Below are 16,924 nucleotides of genomic sequence, written 5' to 3'. Positions count from 1 at the left end.
GGACAAGGCGGCTAAGGATGCGGCGAAAGCGGCTGACCAGGCCGCCAAGGATGCCGCGGACAAGGCCGCACAAGACGCTGCCAAGGCCGCGTCGGACAAGGCGGCTAAGGATGCGGCGAAAGCGGCTGACCAGGCTGCAAAGGATGCCGCGGACAAGGCCGCACAAGACGCCGCCAAGGCCGTGTCGGACCAGGCGGCTAAGGATGCGGCAAAGGCTGCAGACCAGGCTGCAAAGGATGCCGCGGACAAGGCTGCGCAAGACACTGCCAAGGCCGCGTCGGACAAGGCGGCTAAGGATGCGGCGAAAACGGCGGACCAGGCGGCCAAGGATGCCGCGGACAAGGCCGCACAAGACGCCGCCAAGGCCGCGTCGGACAAGGCGGCTAAGGATGCGGCAAAGGCTGCGGACCAAGCCGCTAAGGATGCTGCGGACAAGGCTGCGCAAGACGCCGCCAAGGCCGCGTCGGACAAGGCGGCTAAGGATGCGGCAAAGGCTGCAGACCAAGCCGCCAAGGATGCCCCGGACAAGGCTGCGCAAGACGCCGCCAAGGCCGCTTCCGACCAAGCAGGCAAGGATGCGGCAAAGGCTGCGGACCAGGCCGCGAAGGATGCTGCCAAGGCCGCGTCTGGCTGACCGGCGACCGGCAGTCCAGCGCTGCCTATCGTCTCGCGTTTTCGTATACAGCGGTTTTTGCGGCCATGGTCGCCTGGCTTAAGGCGATGGTGTATTTAGGGAGCGCGGTCCTCATCCGTCTTGCGAAGATTCGCCTGACGGCCTCATCCCAACCGTCGTCCGAACCGTATCAATGGGATGCGCTATCGAATGAACTTGGTTTCTGATGGAAACATTTTTTACGATGACGAAGGCGTCGAGCTTCCCGACTTGGAAACCGCTTGCTTCCGATCGATCCGTATCGCCCGAGACTTGATCAGCGAAGAAGCGAAATTGGGGCGAATTCCGTTGGGTTGGTCGATCGAGATAATGGACGAATTGGGGGAAATCGTTTCCGTCATGGCGTTTGAGAATACCCTAACGCTCCACTGACCGCGGCATTACGGCTTGATCTTGGGCTCGATCTCCGAGCTACTCATGCAGGCTCCGCCTTCTCGGCAGTTAGAGCCTCCGGCAAGCCCGGCGCGATTCACTTCCACCTCGAGACTTTTTCTCAAGCCTCGCCGTTCCCACAGTGGCTGCCGCAACATGAACGAGCGGCCGAAGTTGGGGGGCAAAAAGATCTTCTGAATGTCTGGGAATGTGAAGGATATCGGATGCCGCAGGCGAACGATATCCTCCAAAGCAGGAAGCCGCGGGCCACACGTGTTGACCTATGGGGATTTCGGATTTCGCCGCGTTGTGGCGCGGGCGCACCGGCTGGTGTGATGCGCATCGGTGGTTCGGAACACGGCCCCCGGCGGCGGGGTGCGCGGGAGATGTTGGCCCGGATCAGGGTTTGAGACGGCCACCGGCGGGATCGGCGAAGGCGCCAGCGCGAGCTGCATCGCTGCCGGAAGCACAGGACTTTCGGCGCGCGGTGAGGCTGGGCCATGCTGGGTCATGGCGCGGTGGTCCCGGTCGATGCGACGCCGTGCGGCGGTGCGCGCGGCTGGCGCCAGCGCTCGAAGGTCTCGATGATGACCATGTGCCCGCCGCAGCATGGGCATGGCGGGCGGACATCGGTCGGCTCGTCGGGCGTCTCGTTATCGAGCGGCGTCGCGACGCCGAGCAACTGGCGGGCGTGTTCGAGGTGCGCCTTGCGGGTGGCACCGGCGAGCAGCCCGTAATGGCGGATGCGGTGGAACCCGCGCGGCAGGACATGGAGCAGGAAGCGACGGATGAACTCGTCCGTCGCCAACGTCATCACCTGCTGCCGATCGGCACCGCCGCGGCGATAGTCTTTGTAGCGCATGGTGACGCCGGCCCCGTCGAAGGCGAGCAGCCGACTGTTCGAGATCGCGACGCGGTGGGTGTAGCGCGACAGATAGGCGAGCACTGCTTGCGGCCCAGCGAACGGCGGCTTGGCGTAGACCACCCAGTTCTTTTTGCGGACCGGCGACAGGTGGCGAAGGAACGCACGCCGATCGGCCAGGTGCGCGAGGGTGCCGTAGAACGCGAGCCGCCCCGCCGCATGGAGCGCCATCAGCCGGGTCAGGAACAGGCGGCGGAACAGCTTGCCCGGCACCTTGACCGGCAGCAGGAACGCCAGCCGCGAGGATATCCAGCGCGTGCCGTCTCGCGCGATGCCGCCGCCGGGCACGATCATGTGGACATGCGAATGGTGAGTCAGCGCGGATCCCCATGTATGCAGAACCGCGGTGATGCCGATGCGGGCGCCGAGATGCTTCGGGTCGGCGGCGATGGTCAGCATCGTCTCGGACGCCGCCTTGAACAGCAGGTCGTAGACCAGCGCCTTGTTGTGGAACGCGATGTCGGCGACCTCGGCAGGCAGCGTGAACACGACATGGAAGTATCCGACCGGCAGCAGGTCGGCCTCGCGTTCTACGAGCCAGGCGCGCGCGGCGGCACCCTGGCACCTGGGACAATGCCGGTTGCGACAACTGTTATAGGCAACCCGCCAATGCCCGCAGTCGGTGCAGGCCTCGACGTGCCCGCCCATGACGGCGGTGCGACAATGCTCGATCGCCGAAATGACCTTGAGCTGGTGCAGGCTCAGATGCCCGGCATGGCTTGCCCGGTACGCACGCCCGGCAGCACGGAAGATGTCGGCGACCTCGACCGAGGCGCGCACCGGTTCAACCGGCGGGTGGCCCTGGTCTCTCTTGGCCCTCCATCAGTGCCATCAGCCGGTCGAGCGGACTGGTGACCGCGCGGATCGTGCGGGTGGCGACCTTGGTGTAGAGCGCGGTCGTCTCGAGCTTGCTGTGCCCGAGCAACACCTGGATCACGCGGATATCGACATCCTGTTCGAGCAGGTGGGTGGCGAAGCTGTGCCTCAGCGTGTGCGGGCTCACGCGCTTGCGGATCCCGGCCGCCTCGGCTGCCTCGCAGACGGCGCGGTGGAGCTGCCGCGTCGAGATCGGATCGGTGTAGCTGCGCCCGGGGAACAGCCAGCCGTGCGGCAGCAGGACGCTGCGCCGCTTGCCCTCGCGCCACCACAGCCGCAGCAGCTCGAGCAGTTGCGGCGACAGCATCGCGTTGCGGTCCTTGCGCCCCTTGCCCTCTTCGATGCGGATCAGCATGCGCTTGCTGTCGATATCGTCTGCCTTGAGGTGCGCAACCTCCGACACGCGCAGGCCGGCGCCGTATGCCACACCCAGCGCCGCGCGGTACTTGATGCCCGGTGCCGCCTCGAGCAGCTTGGCCACCTCATCGACGCTCAGCACGTCGGGGAGCTTTTTGGGACGACGCGCCAGCACCAGCCGCCGCGACAGATCAGGTCGCTCGAGTGTCACCTCGAACAGGAAGCGCAGCGCCGACACCGAGCCGTTGATCGAGCCTTCCCCGACACCATGCTCGCGCTGGTGAAGCTGGAAGCGGCGTACATCCTCGGCGGTCGCGGTGTCGGGCGAACGTCCGAGAAAGGCCGCGAAGGCGCGGACGTGACGGACATAGTCGTGCTGGGTCCGCGCGCGCATGGCACGCATCGCCATGTCGTCGAGCATGCGCTGACGCAGCGGGGTGAAGGGTCGGTCGGTCGGTTGAGGCGTCATAGCGAAGTTCCTCTTGTTGAAGGATCTCCATCGTCCGCCACCGCCCCCGCGCGGCCAAACCTCAGCGCCGGCGCGCTACCTCACCGCGAACACCACCAATGCCGCGCAGCGGCCTCGTGCTCTGGGTCTAACCGCCCGGGCAGGTACCGACCAGACCCGGATGTTCTCGGTGGGTTAGCGAATGACCGCTCCGGACAGGAGCCGCCGTGCGCGCTGCGGCAAGCTTACATGCGATCCGCCCAGAGATCTGTTACCATGATTGTGGATAGGCGTCGAAACGGGCCCCCTTCTTTTGTCAGGAAAGCCAATTGGACCGCTTGATATTATAGTGTTTTCGAGGGTATATATCGGCGTCAATCGCGCGCCAAGAATCTCTATTCTGTCTTCCGCTACGATGACTTAGCCGGATTTAGGCGGGGGTACAGTTTTAACACCTATTCAAATTTCTAGACCATCGTAACCTGATTGGCGTAGGGGCCAAATTGGCACGGGCGATGGCACGGCTTTACAGGTCGCCGAGCCTCGTTAACGCCGCGAAGCTTCTGAGTTTCCAAATTCACCGCGCAACGCCACACGAAGAATTTTGCCGACCGCCGATTTTGGAAGCTCAGCGCGCGCTACAAATTCTCGAGGAACTTTGTAGGCTGCAAGAGAGGCTCGACAATGCCGATCGAGTTCTGCGATCGAAGGACGAGGGTTACGCAAGACGACGAACGCCTTCACAGATTCACCGGTGCGATCGTCCGGCACGCCAATCACTGCAGCCTCCGCTACACCGGGGTGGCTGGTCAACACAGCCTCGACCTCATTTGGATAAACGTTGAATCCCGACACAAGCACCATGTCCTTGGTACGGTCGCGGAGCACGAGCATACCGGATGCATCAAACGCGGCGACATCGCCGGTTCGCAACCATCCGCCGTCAAAGCTTTTTGCCAATTCCGCTTCGCCAGCATGATAGCCTGCCGCTACCTGTGCCCCGCGGACGAGCAATTCGCCGGACTCGCCCATCGGCACTTCGCAACCTTGCTTGTCGACGATCCGGATATCCGTTCCGGGGACGGGCAGCCCGATTGATCCGCTGCGGCGCGCGGCGGTCGGAGGATTGCAGCTGACGATGCCGGTTGTTTCAGTAAGGCCGTAGCCCTCGAGTATCGGCCCAACGAGCTTTTCCCATTCAGCCGCGACGGATGGGCGGAGCGCAGCGCCACCAGCTATTGCAAATCGAAGACGCGGAGGCGTTTCGCGGAACCAAGGTTCTGCCAGCAGACCGGCGTAAAGCGTGTCGACGCCGGCCATCCAGTCGATCTTGAACCTCTTAAACGCTGGCTGAAGGTTCGCAACTGGACGCGCAAGCGGCACGATCACATTTTGCGTGCCTGCTTCGACATAAACCAGCATGCCGAACAGGAAAGCGAAGATGTGGTAGAGCGGAAGCGCGGTCAACGCGGTTCCTTGCTCAATGGGGGCGCCAAACCCATTAAAAAAGTCGCGTATGATTACGGCAGTCGCTAGCAGATTCGCCGCTGTAATTACCGCACCCTTGCTACGCCCGGTCGTGCCTCCGGTGTATTGGTAGAGGGCGATAGTGCTTCGGCGACCAGATGGTATTTCTTTCGACGCCAGGGCCGTAACCAATGCATGGCGTCCGTGCTTACCGTCCAGGGACTCACCCGTGAAACCATTTCCGAAAGGTGCGGAGGTTCGATTGGGAAACGAAGCACCATCGGCGAGGACGACTGCCAGCTCAACCAGATTGCCCTTCAGGTTATCGGCCATGGTCCCTTCCGTCACAATTACCTTGGCCCCGCTGTCGCGGATCTGATGGATCGTCTCGTCCGCGGTATAGAACGGGTTGACCGGGGTGACGATCAACCCTGCTTTCCAGGCGCCGAAAACGACGATCGGAAATGCAAGGCCATTGGGGAGTTTGACGGCAACCACGTCGCCAGCCGACAGGTGAAGCACCGACTCGAGATAGCCTGCAAATGCGTCGGACAACCGGACGGCTTCGACGAAACTTAGGCTCTCAGTCGTGCCATCGAGATGTGCCACCGTGAAGGCAGGCAGCGCGCCGAAGCGCTCTGCTGCAAGCGTAAGGATATCTGCAGGATGATCGGGCCCAGGCGTGAGGTCAAACTGATAGTTGCGCAGGTGCGTAGGATACAAATTCTCCCACGGACGGGGCGGGCCGGCATCGGTCATGCGATACTGACTCCGTCGTCTACAGGATCTTGCACACGAAGGTCGCCGCGCACCAATTGCAAAACAATCAATCCGGCAACCAACAACCCCGAAATTGGCAGTAGTCCGGCGCGCTGGGATCCCGTTGTCGCGGTAGCTACTTGGACCAACAGCGGGCCGAGCCACATCGTCGCGGTCCCTGCGATGACAAAAAGTCCAAAGAAGATGCCGACCTTATGGGCTGGTACGACGCGCGTAAGCATCGTGCGGCTTGAGGCATAAGCAGCTGTGACCGTGACCGCGCCGAGCATTCCGCATGCGAGCAAGCCGAGTTCGGGCGCGGTACGGAACATCGGCCCACTCCAGATTGGAGCATGCGTTAAGGTCTCGAACGGTTGATAGAATAGAAGCGATTTAGTGTTGCCCAACGAGAGCAGCTGAGACGCTACCACGCCGCAAATTTCCGCCGTTAGGGCGCGCTTCGGACCAATTGTCTGATCGAGCCAGCCGGCAAGCAGGCCTCCGCTGACCGCGAAGACGCAGAGGATCATGCCGTAAGCAAGGAGCTCGAGCGTGTGCCAACCCATGGCACCGGCTGCATAGACGCCCGTGAAGATAAGGATCCCCGTCAGTCCGTCGGTGAAGAGCATCCTGGCGCCAAGGTAGACGAGCGCGTCTCGGTGGCCACGCGCTTCGAGGACAAGGGCTTTCAGGTCGGCGAGGCCGAGTCGGATCGCCGCGCCGAGGCGCACGCCGTTGCTGCCGACGTCGGGGACGAACGCCATCAGCGGAAGGGTTCCGAGCACGAGAGCGAGTGCGGCGAGGACGGGCACAATCCGGTCCTGCTGATGCGTGGCGACGTCGAGGCCGAACAGTGGAGCTGCGGGAACGAAGCCCCAGGCGACCTGTCCCGGCAGCGCGAACCCCCAGAGGACGAAGGCCAGCATTGCGACCGACACGAAGTTGCCAAACGCGAGCGCGAGGCCGGACGCCGACCCGGCACGACGCATCCCGGCGGCGGGTAGGAGCAATGCGTTGTGCAACGTTTCTGTGTAGGCAAAGAAAACCGATAGTGCCGCGAGCATCGCGATGATGGTGCCGACCCCAAGACCCACCCCGCCGGGCTTGGCCCACCACAGCGCCGCCATGAGGGGTGCCATCAGTGCAACCGTGGCAGCGAGCCATGGCTTGCGGGGACCCATTCGGTCGACCACGGCGCCAAGAAGCGGGGCGGTCAGGGCAACGATCCATCCTGCATACTTTGCGCCACCAGCGACAAGTGCCTGACCATGCACCGGGTCTGCGATTACGCTCGTGACGAGATAAGGCACAAACACGTAGATCGTGACCAGAATGACGAAAGGGTCCCGCCCGCCCTGGAACAGCGCCCAGCACCATGCGGCGCGGCCAAGTCGTGTTGGGGATGTCGTGATGGTCAATTCTCGCTGTCAGGTGAGGTAAGCCAGGCGAGTGCCGAGGCTTCGTCTGAGAACAGACGTTGGTTGGGAATGGCGATCCGCTCGACCTGCCGCTTGAAAAGCGCGCTCGTCACCAAGGTCGCTAGGCGTCTGGGCAGCAGCCCATCGCGGTCCATGCTCGCTTTGTAGTCGGCCACGGCGTCCTGTGACTGCGCAGAGAGATCGCGCGCGTCGACGAACGCCAGCACGTCGCCTCGCCGGCACCCGGCCGCCAGCATGCCGGATACCGCAGACAATACGGCCTTCTTATATGCTTCGACTGTGTCGAGCGTCCAATGACCCCGCATCGTCACGCGCAGAAGGTTTTGCGCCGCGTCGGTGTTGATGTCGAAATGCTCGCCTTCCATGGCCTCACCTCACGTTCCGGAGAGGACGGCCTGTACCAGCCCCGCAGCCTTGGCATAAGGCGAATAGAACACGTCGATCAGATCGCCTGCGCCGCGCACGACCACGCCGCGCGGGTTGGAAAATTCCCGGAAACCTTCAATGCCGTGGTGCCGCCCCATTCCGCTCATTCCGGAGCCGCCGAATCCCATCGAAGGCAGCGCGCTCTGGATTGCACAGGTGTTGACCGCTGCGCCGCCGGAATGCGTCGCAGCGAGCACGTGTTCGGTCAGTGCCGCGTCGTCACCGAACACATAGAGCCCGAGCGGCCGCTCGCCCGCGTTAATCGCCTCGAGCGCGTCGTCTAGATCGTCGTACGGGACGACCGGTAGGATAGGGCCGAAGATTTCTTCCTGCATGATCCTCAGGTTTTGCGAGGGAGCGATCGCGAGCGACATCGGCATGCGCCGAGTCTCGCGGTCGATCCGGCCGTCTTCCTCGAGCGTCACAATGCGGCATTGGGAGGCGCGGGCCTCCTCGAGCATGTCCTCGATTCGCTGGAGGTGCCGCGGCGATATCATACCGGTGCATTCCTCCCCGCGCGAATAGTTCGGGGCGGCCCGTGCCATGAAGCTCTGGGCATGGGCGACGAAAGTGTCGAGGTCGGATCGAGGCACCAGCGCGTAATCGACGGACACGCACATCTGCCCGCTCTTGATGAGCTTCGTGCCAATCACGGATTCGACATTCGTCTCAGTGACGGAATTCGGCGTCATGATGGCGGGGCATTTGCCGCCGAGCTCGAGGGTAACTGGCGTCAAGTTCGCCGCCGCCGCCTGCATCACCTGCCGGCCGACTGCGGGGCTGCCGGTGTAGAGTAGATGGTCCCACGGCATCGAGGAGAAGGCGCGCGCGAGTTCGAGTCCGCCGACGGCAACGGTGACCAGATCCGGGTCGAATGTGCACGCGACCATCTCCGCGAGCAGATCAGCGCATGCCGGCGTGTACTCTGAGGGTTTGATGATGACGCGGTTGCCGGCTGCCAGCATGTCGACCATCGGCCCCACCGAGAGGTCGAACGGAAAGTTCCAAGGCACGATGTTTCCGATGACACCCTTAGGCTGGTATTCGATATGGGCCCTGGCTGTCCCGAGCATCGCTGGATCGGTATGGCGCGGGCTGGGCGCCATCCACTCCTCGAGATGCTCAAGGACGTGTTGCGCGCGGCCCACGACGCCGAGCACTTCGATGAGGTCGGAGGCCGGCACAGGATGGGCGCCGAAGTCCTGCGCGACCGCGGCCGAGATGCGCTCGCGATTGGCTAGCATCATGCCAATCAGCGCGCCGAGGCGTTCCCGCCGCGCTTCAATTGACGGACGGCGGTCCGTCGCGAAGGCGGCGCGCTGCGCGGCGAATGCCGTTCCGAGGGCTGCGATCGCTCCGGCGTCGCCGGTGGCCGCAGGCACGCTCGTTGCTGGGGTCTCGAGTATCGACATTGTTGGTCCTCGCTTCTGATCAGTCAGCCGGCTGCAGTCATGGCGGCGAGCAATGCGGTCCGCTCCTCGCGTACCGCCTCGGGTTCCGCAACGACTCGCAGGTGGAAGTCGCGAAGCTCCTCGGGGATGTACCAGTGAACCCGGTCGGTTCCGTACGCCTCCCACACAGTCTCGGCGACTTCGCGCGGCTCAACAAGGCGCCACATACCCTCACTTGGCGCCATCTGGCGCATGCCATCGGACAGCAAAGGCGTATCAATTAGTCCGGGCAGCAGATCGGCTGCGCGAACGCCGTAGCGCTTGAGCTCGATCGACAGCGCCTCGGTGAGTCCGCGCACGGCATGCTTAGTCGCGGAGTATACGGGAATGCCGGCGGTTCCGAAGATTGCCGAAGAGGAAGAGGTTGTCAGGCACAGTGAACCAGGCGTGTTCTTCAGAAGCGGCACGCCGGCGCGAACGCCGAGCATCACCCCAATGAAGTTGATGTTGACGATTCGCATAACATCGTCCCACGATTGCTCGTCGAGCAGGCCGCTGGCTCCGATCCCGGCATTGTTGAAGAGCAGATCGAGCGTCCCGCCGGTCGCGATGGCAAACAGGTCCATCGCCGTCGTCCACGCCGAGGCGTCAGTGACATCAAGGACATTGAACGATCCGTTGGCGTCGCCAACCTGTTCGCGCAGCGTTTCGAGCCCGTCGTGATTGACGTCGTATGCGCCGACGAACCAACCCTTTTCGGCAAACAGCCGGGCGGTCTCGCGCCCCATGCCCGAGGCGGCGCCGGTGATGAAGATAGACTTGCGCCCATTGGAACTGCTCACGCCTGCTTCTCCGTTCCGCGCGCATGCACGCCGTCGAGCTCCATACCCGCAAGATCGCCCTGTTCGCGCCATTCACGAAGCAGGTTGACGAACACGACTGGACCCGCGCCAAAGACCGAGCTGCGGGCCGCCGCATCCGACGCGCGGCCCTCATTGTTGTAATAGCCGGGGGTGCACGCCTCGATGAATTTGCGGCGCGATTCCGCCAGTTGGACAATGGTCTCGACCCAGGCGCCCTCCGCCTCCGCGGTTGGTTCGACCGTTGAAATTTTGCGCTTCATGCATTCCTCGACGATATGAGCCAAGTGCAGCGTCTGCTCGCTCAGCATGTGAGGGAAGTTCGGTGACATGCCCGACTGCGCCTGGCTAATTACGAAGCAGTTCGGAAAGCCGCGCGTGTGCATGCCGTGCAGCGTCGAGAGCCCGTCAGCCCACTTGTCGGTAAGCGAAAGGCCGCCGACGCCTCGGATCTCCATTCCCGAGCGTTTCGCGTAGCTGCCCGCGACCTCGAAGCCCGTCGCGTAGATCAGGCAGTCAAGCGGATACTCCTGCCCGGCGACGACCAGCCCATCGGGCGTCACTCGCTCGACGCCGCGGCCGGCGGTGTCGACGAGCGTGACGTTGTCGCGGTTGAAGACTTGGAGGTATTCGTCATGGAAGCATGGGCGCTTGCAGTAGAGGCTGAACCACGGCTTAAGCGCCTCCGCGGTCGCGGGGTCGGCGACGATCGCGCCGATCCGGTCGCGAATCTGCGCCATCTTCTCGAAGTCGGCCTGTTCGAGAAGCGTGCCGGGATCAAGACCCTGCGGGTTGTTGCCGAGCTTCTCCCGCACAGCGCGTGCCAGCACGGTCCAGCCATCGTGCACCTTGTCCTCTGGCGGAAGCTGTGCGGTAAATTGCGCGGTGAAATTTTCCATCCGCTCGCGTTGCCAGCCCGGTTCAAGGCTTTCGGCCCAGGCGGGATCCGTCGGGGCGTTGTCGCGCGCGTCGACCGACGACGGCGTGCGCTGGAAGACATAGAGGTTGCCGGCGGCGGCGGCGAGCGGCGGCACGCACTGGATAGCAGTCGCCCCCGTTCCGATAATCCCGACCCGCTTGTCCGCGAGGCGATCCATCGGTTCGGTCGCGCTCCCGCCGGTATAGTCGTAATCCCAGCGGCTGGTGTGGAAGCTGTGCCCTGCGAAGGTCTCGATCCCCGGGATCTCCGGCAGTTTCGGCCGGTTTAGCGGACCTGTGGTGAGCACCACGAAGCGCGCGCGCACTCGGTCGCCGCGATCGGTCACGACGGTCCACCTCGCAGCATCACCGTCCCAGTCGAGCAACGTCACCTGCGTCGAGAACAGCGCCTTCGGGTAGAGATCGAACTTCTGCGCGATGCGGACGCAGTGCTCGCGGATCTCGGGCGCCTTGGAGTAGCGCTGGACCGGCATGTAGCCGGTCTCCTCGAGCAGCGGGAAGTAGATGTAGGACTCGATGTCGCAGGCGGCGCCCGGATAGCGGTTCCAGTACCACGTTCCTCCGAAATCGCTTCCGGCCTCGGCTATGCGGATGTCCTGGATGCCAGCCTGCGCCAAGCGGGCGGCCGTCATCAGCCCGCCGAAGCCCCCGCCCACCACGAAGACATCCACGTCCTCGTGGATGGGTTCACGCGGAGGAGCGGTGCCGTACGGGTCGTCCAGCATGCGGCTGAACCCCGCGGTCGGGTCGCGGTAGCGGCGTTCCGCCGGATCGCTCGCGACCCGGCGGTCGCGTTCGATCCGGTACCGTTCACGCAAGGCTTCGATGTCGAGCGCAGGCGCCTGGCTGGCAGTGTTCTCGGGCATGGTCTTCCTCAAAAGCGCTTGGTCAGCGTGACGCCGTAGGTGCGCGGGTCATTGACGTAGCCGCTGTAGCTCCCGTCCTGCGCGACCGTCGGAAACGCCCCGATCAGTGTGTTGTTCTGGGTGAGGTTGCGGACCCAGAGCAGCACGTCAACCTTGGCCGATGCGCTGGTGAAGCCGAGGCTCGCGTTGACGTTGTTGAGACCGTAGGTGTTCAGCTCCGGAGGCGTGGTCTCGGTCAGCTGCACCTTACTGGCATAGTCGTACTCGCCGCGCAGGAACGCGCTGATGTCCGTGGTTAGGGAGTGCGACAGCGTCGCCGAGGTGGAGAAGCTCCATTTCGAGATCCCGGCGGGGCGAACGCCTGACAGGTCGCGGAAAAGAGGTCGCTGCCCTGTTAGCGGGTTAAGCGGGCAGCGCACTGTGTCGTAATTTACGCACGGCGCCCGCAGGAACGAGTCGTATTTCGGATCGAGGTACGTCACGCTTCCGGTGACGGCGAGCCACGGGATTGGTTTGTAGGCCGCATCGGCCTCAAAGCCCCGCACCGACTCTTTGCCGGCGTTGACCAGGCTGTAGCCGGTTCCAGTATAGGCGTTCGACTGGAAGCCCCTAATGTCCTGCTTGAACACTGCGAGATTGAAGAAACCGCCGTGGAACGCCGCTTTGAGGCCCGCCTCATAGAGGGTAACGTTCTCCGGATCGGCGGTCCGGCCGATACCATTTGCATCGGGCGCGCGCGCATCGGTCGAAAGGTTGAAGGCGCCTGCCTTCCAGCCAGTCGAATAGCTGACATAGGCGTTCAGGAAGCCGAAGTCATATGCTGCGCGACCAAGATAGGTAACCTTGTCGCCCTTAAGGACGCCTGACTCGTTGGCATTAGGGTAATTGACTGGACCATGTGTCGGCGCGTTCCCGTAAAAGAATTGCAGCGCGCCGAGCGCTCCAAAGGAGTTTGCTTTTATTCCAGGAACACCGATGGCAGCGAGCGTCGCCAGTTCCGGAACGTTCTGTAAGTTGAGCCGCGAGAACGCGTCGGTAAGGACTACGTTTGACGTCGATGCTTTGCGATCGTTGAGGTAGGATACGCCGCCGGTGAGGGTGAGCCGGTCCGTGACCTTGTAATCCGCCTGTCCAAAGATTGAGTAGGAGTCTTGCTTCAGCGTGTACGGAGCTGTCACGGCTTGGCCGGCGGCAAAGTACGTCGAGCCCGGATGGATGTTCGGGTTGACCAAGCTCTGCAAATATTCGAGCGCGAACAGATTGGAATGACCGGCCACCGCCGCCGATGCGCCGCTCAGGGCGTCGGCAAAGGCGCGGATCTGGCTTCCAAAATTGATCGTGCTACGAGTGTCAAGATTCTCGTGATCGTAGAACGCGCCGACCAGCCAAGTGAAGGGCCCCTTCCCTGTCGAAGCGATGCGAAACTCTTGCGTGAAGGTCTTGATGCGGGTTCGGTCGACGCGGTTCGATAAGTCCGCGCCGGTAAAGTCTACGTCCTGCGCGCCGCTGTCGAGCTGGTCACGGTATGCGGAGATGGACGTGAACTTCGCAAAGCTTGTGTCATAATCGACCTGTCCGGACACGCCCTTGCCCACGATATGGTTCGTGGGGTCCTGGTTGAAGGCAATGTTGCGATCGAACTTGGTCGCGGGATTGCTGACCGTGGCGCCAAGACCGAACGGCGCGGGGGAGGCGAGGAACTGGGTCGCTGGACCGTTCAACAGCTGCACGGTGCCGCAACACCGTTCCGTGATCTCATTGTAGTCGCCAATAACCCGCACGGACAGGTTCGAACTGGGCTGCCACAGCACGTCGGCGCGGAGCGATCCGCGGTCGCGATCGTTCACATCCTGGCGGGTGACCACATTCTGGTAGAAGCCGTCGCGTTCGTTTATTGTACCCGAAAGCCGCACCGCGACTGTTTTTGACAGGGGCCCGGTCGCCGTGGCCTTTGCGATCATCTGCCCATAGTTACCGACGGTCAGGTCTACGCGACCACCAAAGTCGAACTGGGGCCGCTTGGTAATGATGCTGATTGCGCCCGCCGAAACGTTCTTGCCGAACAGCGTCGACTGCGGACCGCGCAGGACCTCGATGCGCTCGATCTCCGGAAGGTCGTTCAGCGAAGCGGCGCTACGTGAGCGATAGACCCCGTCGATGAAAACGCCGACCGACCCTTCGATGCCGAAGTTCCCGTTGCCGTTGCCGAACCCGCGAATGATGAAATTGGTCTGTCCGACCGCGTTGAATTGCGCGACCTTGAGCGATGGAACGACTGTCTGCAGGTCGATGAGGTCGCGTATCTGTGCGCGTTCGATTGTCTGCGCGCTGGTGACCGACACGGAGATCGGAACGTCCTGCAGCGTCTGCTCGCGCTTGGACGCCGTCACAATGATGTCGTCGGAAGAACCCGCGTCGGTACTGACGCCGCGGCCCTGTGTCCCTGGTGCAGTGACGGGTGCTCGCGGGTCTGCCTGTGCACATGCGGGGGCGCTCACGACGAGGGCGATGAACGAGGCACCAAGTAAGTGGATGGTTTTCATATCTCTCTCCTGTTTGGCGCCCTCTCCACGTTCGCCAGAGATCGGCAATCACTCTATTTCATACTCGAATACCTAGGACAAGCTAGATAATCAAATCGGCTTGCGGCGAACCTAGGTCGCGCTATTGACAGTTCGCGCCACGACCGGATCGCAGAGGATTTAAAGATCGCCAGTTCAGAGATCGCTGAGGGCAAACCACGCGCCAGGGGTCGAAAGTCCGCCAAAAAGCGGGACTCGATCATCCGCGCCGCCATTGAGATTATTAATGCCAAAAGCTTTGCGCTTGCGACGATGAGCGACATCGCCGCAAGCCTCGATCTGCGTGATGCGACCCTGTATTACTATTTCCCGAATAAGCAGGCACTCGTCTACGAATGCCACGTCCGCTCGCTTGAGCGCTTCGAACGGTTGATTCGGGAGTCCGATGCTTTCGAGGGCGATGGCATTGCAAAGATCAGGCATTTCGTCGCCGCGCTGGTCGAAGATTCCTACGTGAACGGTCCACAATTGTATTTCGGCGACTACTCCTATCTCGAGCCAATGCAGCGCGAGACCATAGCCACGTGGGCCGAACGGCTGCGCGCAATGCTAGAGGGCGTCATTATCCGCGGAATTGATGATGGAAGCATCGTCGCGTGCGAGACGACCTTGGTCGTACAGCTCCTGCTCGGTATGCTAATATGGCTCGCCAAATGGGCGCCGGACGTGAAAGGCTTAACTGCGGCTCGGCTGATGGCCGCGATCGAGGCTTTTGGGTTTCACGGATTGGAGAGCCGGATCTGACGGCGGCCGACCCTAATATGCTGTCGCGCAGCGCTTCACAGCGAGCGCGTCGGCCCTCGCGAGCCCACGTTTGAGCGTTAGCTAACTACGTCGATCTTTGGGTCTGGGCCTCCGGCCCTCACCAGCTGCCAAATCGTTAAGTCAACTGTTGCGATCAACCGGACCCCGGCATGGCGATCGGCGCCGAAAGCGCGACCCCGCTTCGAGCCAGGCGAATGCCTGTATTTTTTAAAAAGTTAGGTCATGAAGGGGTCCCGATCGGCGCTGATTGGGGCCCCTTTCACCACTATAATATCAAGCGATGGCAGTGGTTTCCTGCCAAAAGAAGGGGTCCCGTTTCGACGCCTATCCACAGACTGAGCCGCTCGAAATCGTGAATGAACGACTGGTTTCGGAAAACGACGAAAAGCGCCTGAGCGGCCGAAAATGGGTCAAGTCGACGTCACGGTTGCAACCACGTCAGCGCGTCGAACTCGCGTGCGAATTGGACGCGGGCGGCTCGTTCATACACCCTTTGGCCGCCGGCACCGTTCGTCAGCACCACCAAGCCGGCGCCGCTGGCGAGATCGAGAACGAACAGGTTGGCGACGCCGTCGTTAGCACCCCAGTGCCACGCGAAGCGATCCGAGCCCAAATGCTCGAGTCCCCACCCCATGCCCCAGGAAAGACCGGCTTCGATTGTCACGGTCGGCGTGTTCATGGCTGGGTAGCGTTGAGCGAAGCTGAGAAATCGGGCGTAGTCGCCGGCAGTCGTCCACAGTCCCGCCGCCATGTTTGGGGTCATGAAGACGGGCAAGGCCGGCTTCCCAAGCGCTTTGGCCGCGGCAATCCGATCGCCCTGTGTCCACGTTTCAACTGGTCGCCGGGGCCCGGCGTCCCGGCTTGCCTGGAACTTAGCGGGACCCGCGTCCGCCATCAGTTCGCCGCCAGCATCATGGGCCCATGCCACCATGGGTGTTTGCCCGGCTGCCCAGCCGTAGCTGCTTCGCGTCATCCCTGCCGGCGTCAGAACTCGGGAGCGGACGACCTCAGCCGCGGTTTGCCCGGTTATCGCCTCGGCAAGGCGCGCGAGCAAGGTGTAGCCCTCCCCGGAATAACGGAAGTCGGAGCCAGGCCTGAACCTGCTCACCAGATCGTCGTTCGCTTCGGTTCGCCAGTTCGGCAAACCACTGGAGTGCGACAGCAGATGACGCGGCGTGATGGTCCGGGTCGCGGCATCCGTGGCGAAATCGACGTGCCTCGCGACCGGCTCGTCGAGGTCGACACGGCGATCACGGACGAGGTCGTGGATCGCAGCCGCCAGGACCGGCTTTGACAGGGAAGCGGCTTCGAACAGCGTCTCCGTGGTCGCCTTTACCTCGCCGGCTTTGGCGTATCCTTCGGCAAAGCTCGCCGGCCCCGCGCCGCCGTCGAGCACGGCCCAGCTTGCCCCCGGTACGGAAGCAAGCGCCATCCATGACCGAAGTTGCACCGCCGGACGCTTCAGGCCCTTGGCCAGTGTCGGCATGGCGGTAGCGCAGGCAGCGCCTGCGGTCCCGACCAGGATTGTCCTGCGTGTCGGGTTCATTCGGGAATTCGCAAAAACGTCATGATGCAACCGATCACTTGGTGTGTTACGCCGATACTACGGTCTGCTGCGCTATTTGCAATCTTCTTTCGTGCCGATCAAATATGTCGCGCTGATCACCCGGCGCTTGCCCCCCATCAGCTTCCAAGCCGCTGCGACCTTATACCAAGTCCCTCGGAGCCTGACTCAGCGCCGGGGATTCCCAAGTCGGTCATGATCTGATTCAACATCGCAAA

The 16,924-nt window shown here is 62.7% G+C and carries 13 protein-coding genes; 3 read left to right on the top strand and 10 right to left on the bottom strand.

Annotated features, from left to right (window positions below; all coding sequences use genetic code 11):
* Both IE187_RS20245 and IE187_RS20240 read left to right on the top strand, forming a co-directional pair.
* On the top strand, window positions 1-634 hold a 634-nt coding region (locus IE187_RS20245; RefSeq protein ID WP_189677815.1), incomplete at its 5' end, for a hypothetical protein.
* Window positions 635-823: 189 nt separating this feature from the next.
* Window positions 824-1,045, top strand: a complete 222-nt coding sequence (locus tag IE187_RS20240; protein ID WP_189677814.1) for a DUF6894 family protein — start codon at window positions 824-826, stop codon at window positions 1,043-1,045.
* A 508-nt stretch (window positions 1,046-1,553) separates the two neighbouring features.
* Here the strand turns inward: IE187_RS20240 and IE187_RS20235 are convergent.
* From IE187_RS20235 to IE187_RS20195, 9 genes are all read right to left on the bottom strand, one after another.
* Entirely contained in the window at window positions 1,554-2,747 is a 1,194-nt protein-coding gene (locus IE187_RS20235; RefSeq protein WP_189677813.1) for an IS91 family transposase, read from the bottom strand.
* Window positions 2,748-2,751: 4 nt separating this feature from the next.
* On the bottom strand, window positions 2,752-3,669 hold the full coding sequence (locus IE187_RS20230) for a tyrosine-type recombinase/integrase (RefSeq protein ID WP_189677812.1): 918 nt from the start codon (window positions 3,667-3,669) through the stop codon (window positions 2,752-2,754).
* Between the two features lie 525 nt (window positions 3,670-4,194).
* Complete coding sequence (locus IE187_RS20225; RefSeq protein ID WP_189677811.1) at window positions 4,195-5,874, bottom strand: AMP-binding protein; 1,680 nt, start codon at window positions 5,872-5,874, stop codon at window positions 4,195-4,197.
* Window positions 5,871-7,292, bottom strand: a complete 1,422-nt coding sequence (locus tag IE187_RS20220; protein ID WP_229839602.1) for an MFS transporter — start codon at window positions 7,290-7,292, stop codon at window positions 5,871-5,873. The genes IE187_RS20225 and IE187_RS20220 overlap by 4 nt, the downstream gene beginning before the upstream one ends.
* Window positions 7,289-7,678 carry a hypothetical protein gene (locus IE187_RS20215; protein WP_189677810.1) on the bottom strand — a complete coding sequence of 130 codons (390 nt, stop codon included), beginning with the start codon at window positions 7,676-7,678 and terminating at the stop codon, window positions 7,289-7,291. The genes IE187_RS20220 and IE187_RS20215 overlap by 4 nt, the downstream gene beginning before the upstream one ends.
* 9 nt (window positions 7,679-7,687) lie before the next feature.
* On the bottom strand, window positions 7,688-9,151 hold the full coding sequence (locus IE187_RS20210) for an aldehyde dehydrogenase family protein (protein WP_189677809.1): 1,464 nt from the start codon (window positions 9,149-9,151) through the stop codon (window positions 7,688-7,690).
* Between the two features lie 23 nt (window positions 9,152-9,174).
* Window positions 9,175-9,972 carry an SDR family oxidoreductase gene (locus tag IE187_RS20205; RefSeq protein WP_189677808.1) on the bottom strand — a complete coding sequence of 266 codons (798 nt, stop codon included), beginning with the start codon at window positions 9,970-9,972 and terminating at the stop codon, window positions 9,175-9,177.
* Window positions 9,969-11,795: a flavin-containing monooxygenase gene (locus IE187_RS20200; RefSeq protein ID WP_189677807.1), complete on the bottom strand. Its 1,827-nt coding sequence runs from the start codon at window positions 11,793-11,795 to the stop codon at window positions 9,969-9,971. Before IE187_RS20200 ends, IE187_RS20205 begins: the two co-directional genes overlap by 4 nt.
* An 8-nt stretch (window positions 11,796-11,803) precedes the next feature.
* The gene (locus IE187_RS20195; protein ID WP_189677806.1) at window positions 11,804-14,338 is read right to left on the bottom strand and encodes a TonB-dependent receptor; all 2,535 of its coding nucleotides are present in this window, start codon (window positions 14,336-14,338) and stop codon (window positions 11,804-11,806) included.
* Between the two features lie 123 nt (window positions 14,339-14,461).
* Between IE187_RS20195 and IE187_RS20190 the strand changes: the two genes are divergently transcribed.
* Window positions 14,462-15,121 carry a TetR/AcrR family transcriptional regulator gene (locus tag IE187_RS20190; RefSeq protein WP_308435304.1) on the top strand — a complete coding sequence of 220 codons (660 nt, stop codon included), beginning with the start codon at window positions 14,462-14,464 and terminating at the stop codon, window positions 15,119-15,121.
* 442 nt (window positions 15,122-15,563) lie between these two features.
* Here the strand turns inward: IE187_RS20190 and IE187_RS20185 are convergent, their stop codons facing one another.
* Window positions 15,564-16,628, bottom strand: coding sequence for a serine hydrolase domain-containing protein (locus IE187_RS20185; protein ID WP_189677805.1), 1,065 nt, complete (start codon window positions 16,626-16,628; stop codon window positions 15,564-15,566).
* Window positions 16,629-16,924 lie beyond the last annotated feature (296 nt).

The sequence above is a fragment of the Sphingomonas glacialis genome (assembly GCF_014653575.1).
Taxonomy (GTDB): Bacteria; Pseudomonadota; Alphaproteobacteria; order Sphingomonadales; family Sphingomonadaceae; genus Sphingomonas; species Sphingomonas glacialis.
The sequence above is the reverse complement of the archived record's forward strand: the minus strand, read 5'-3'. Positions and strand labels throughout refer to the sequence as shown.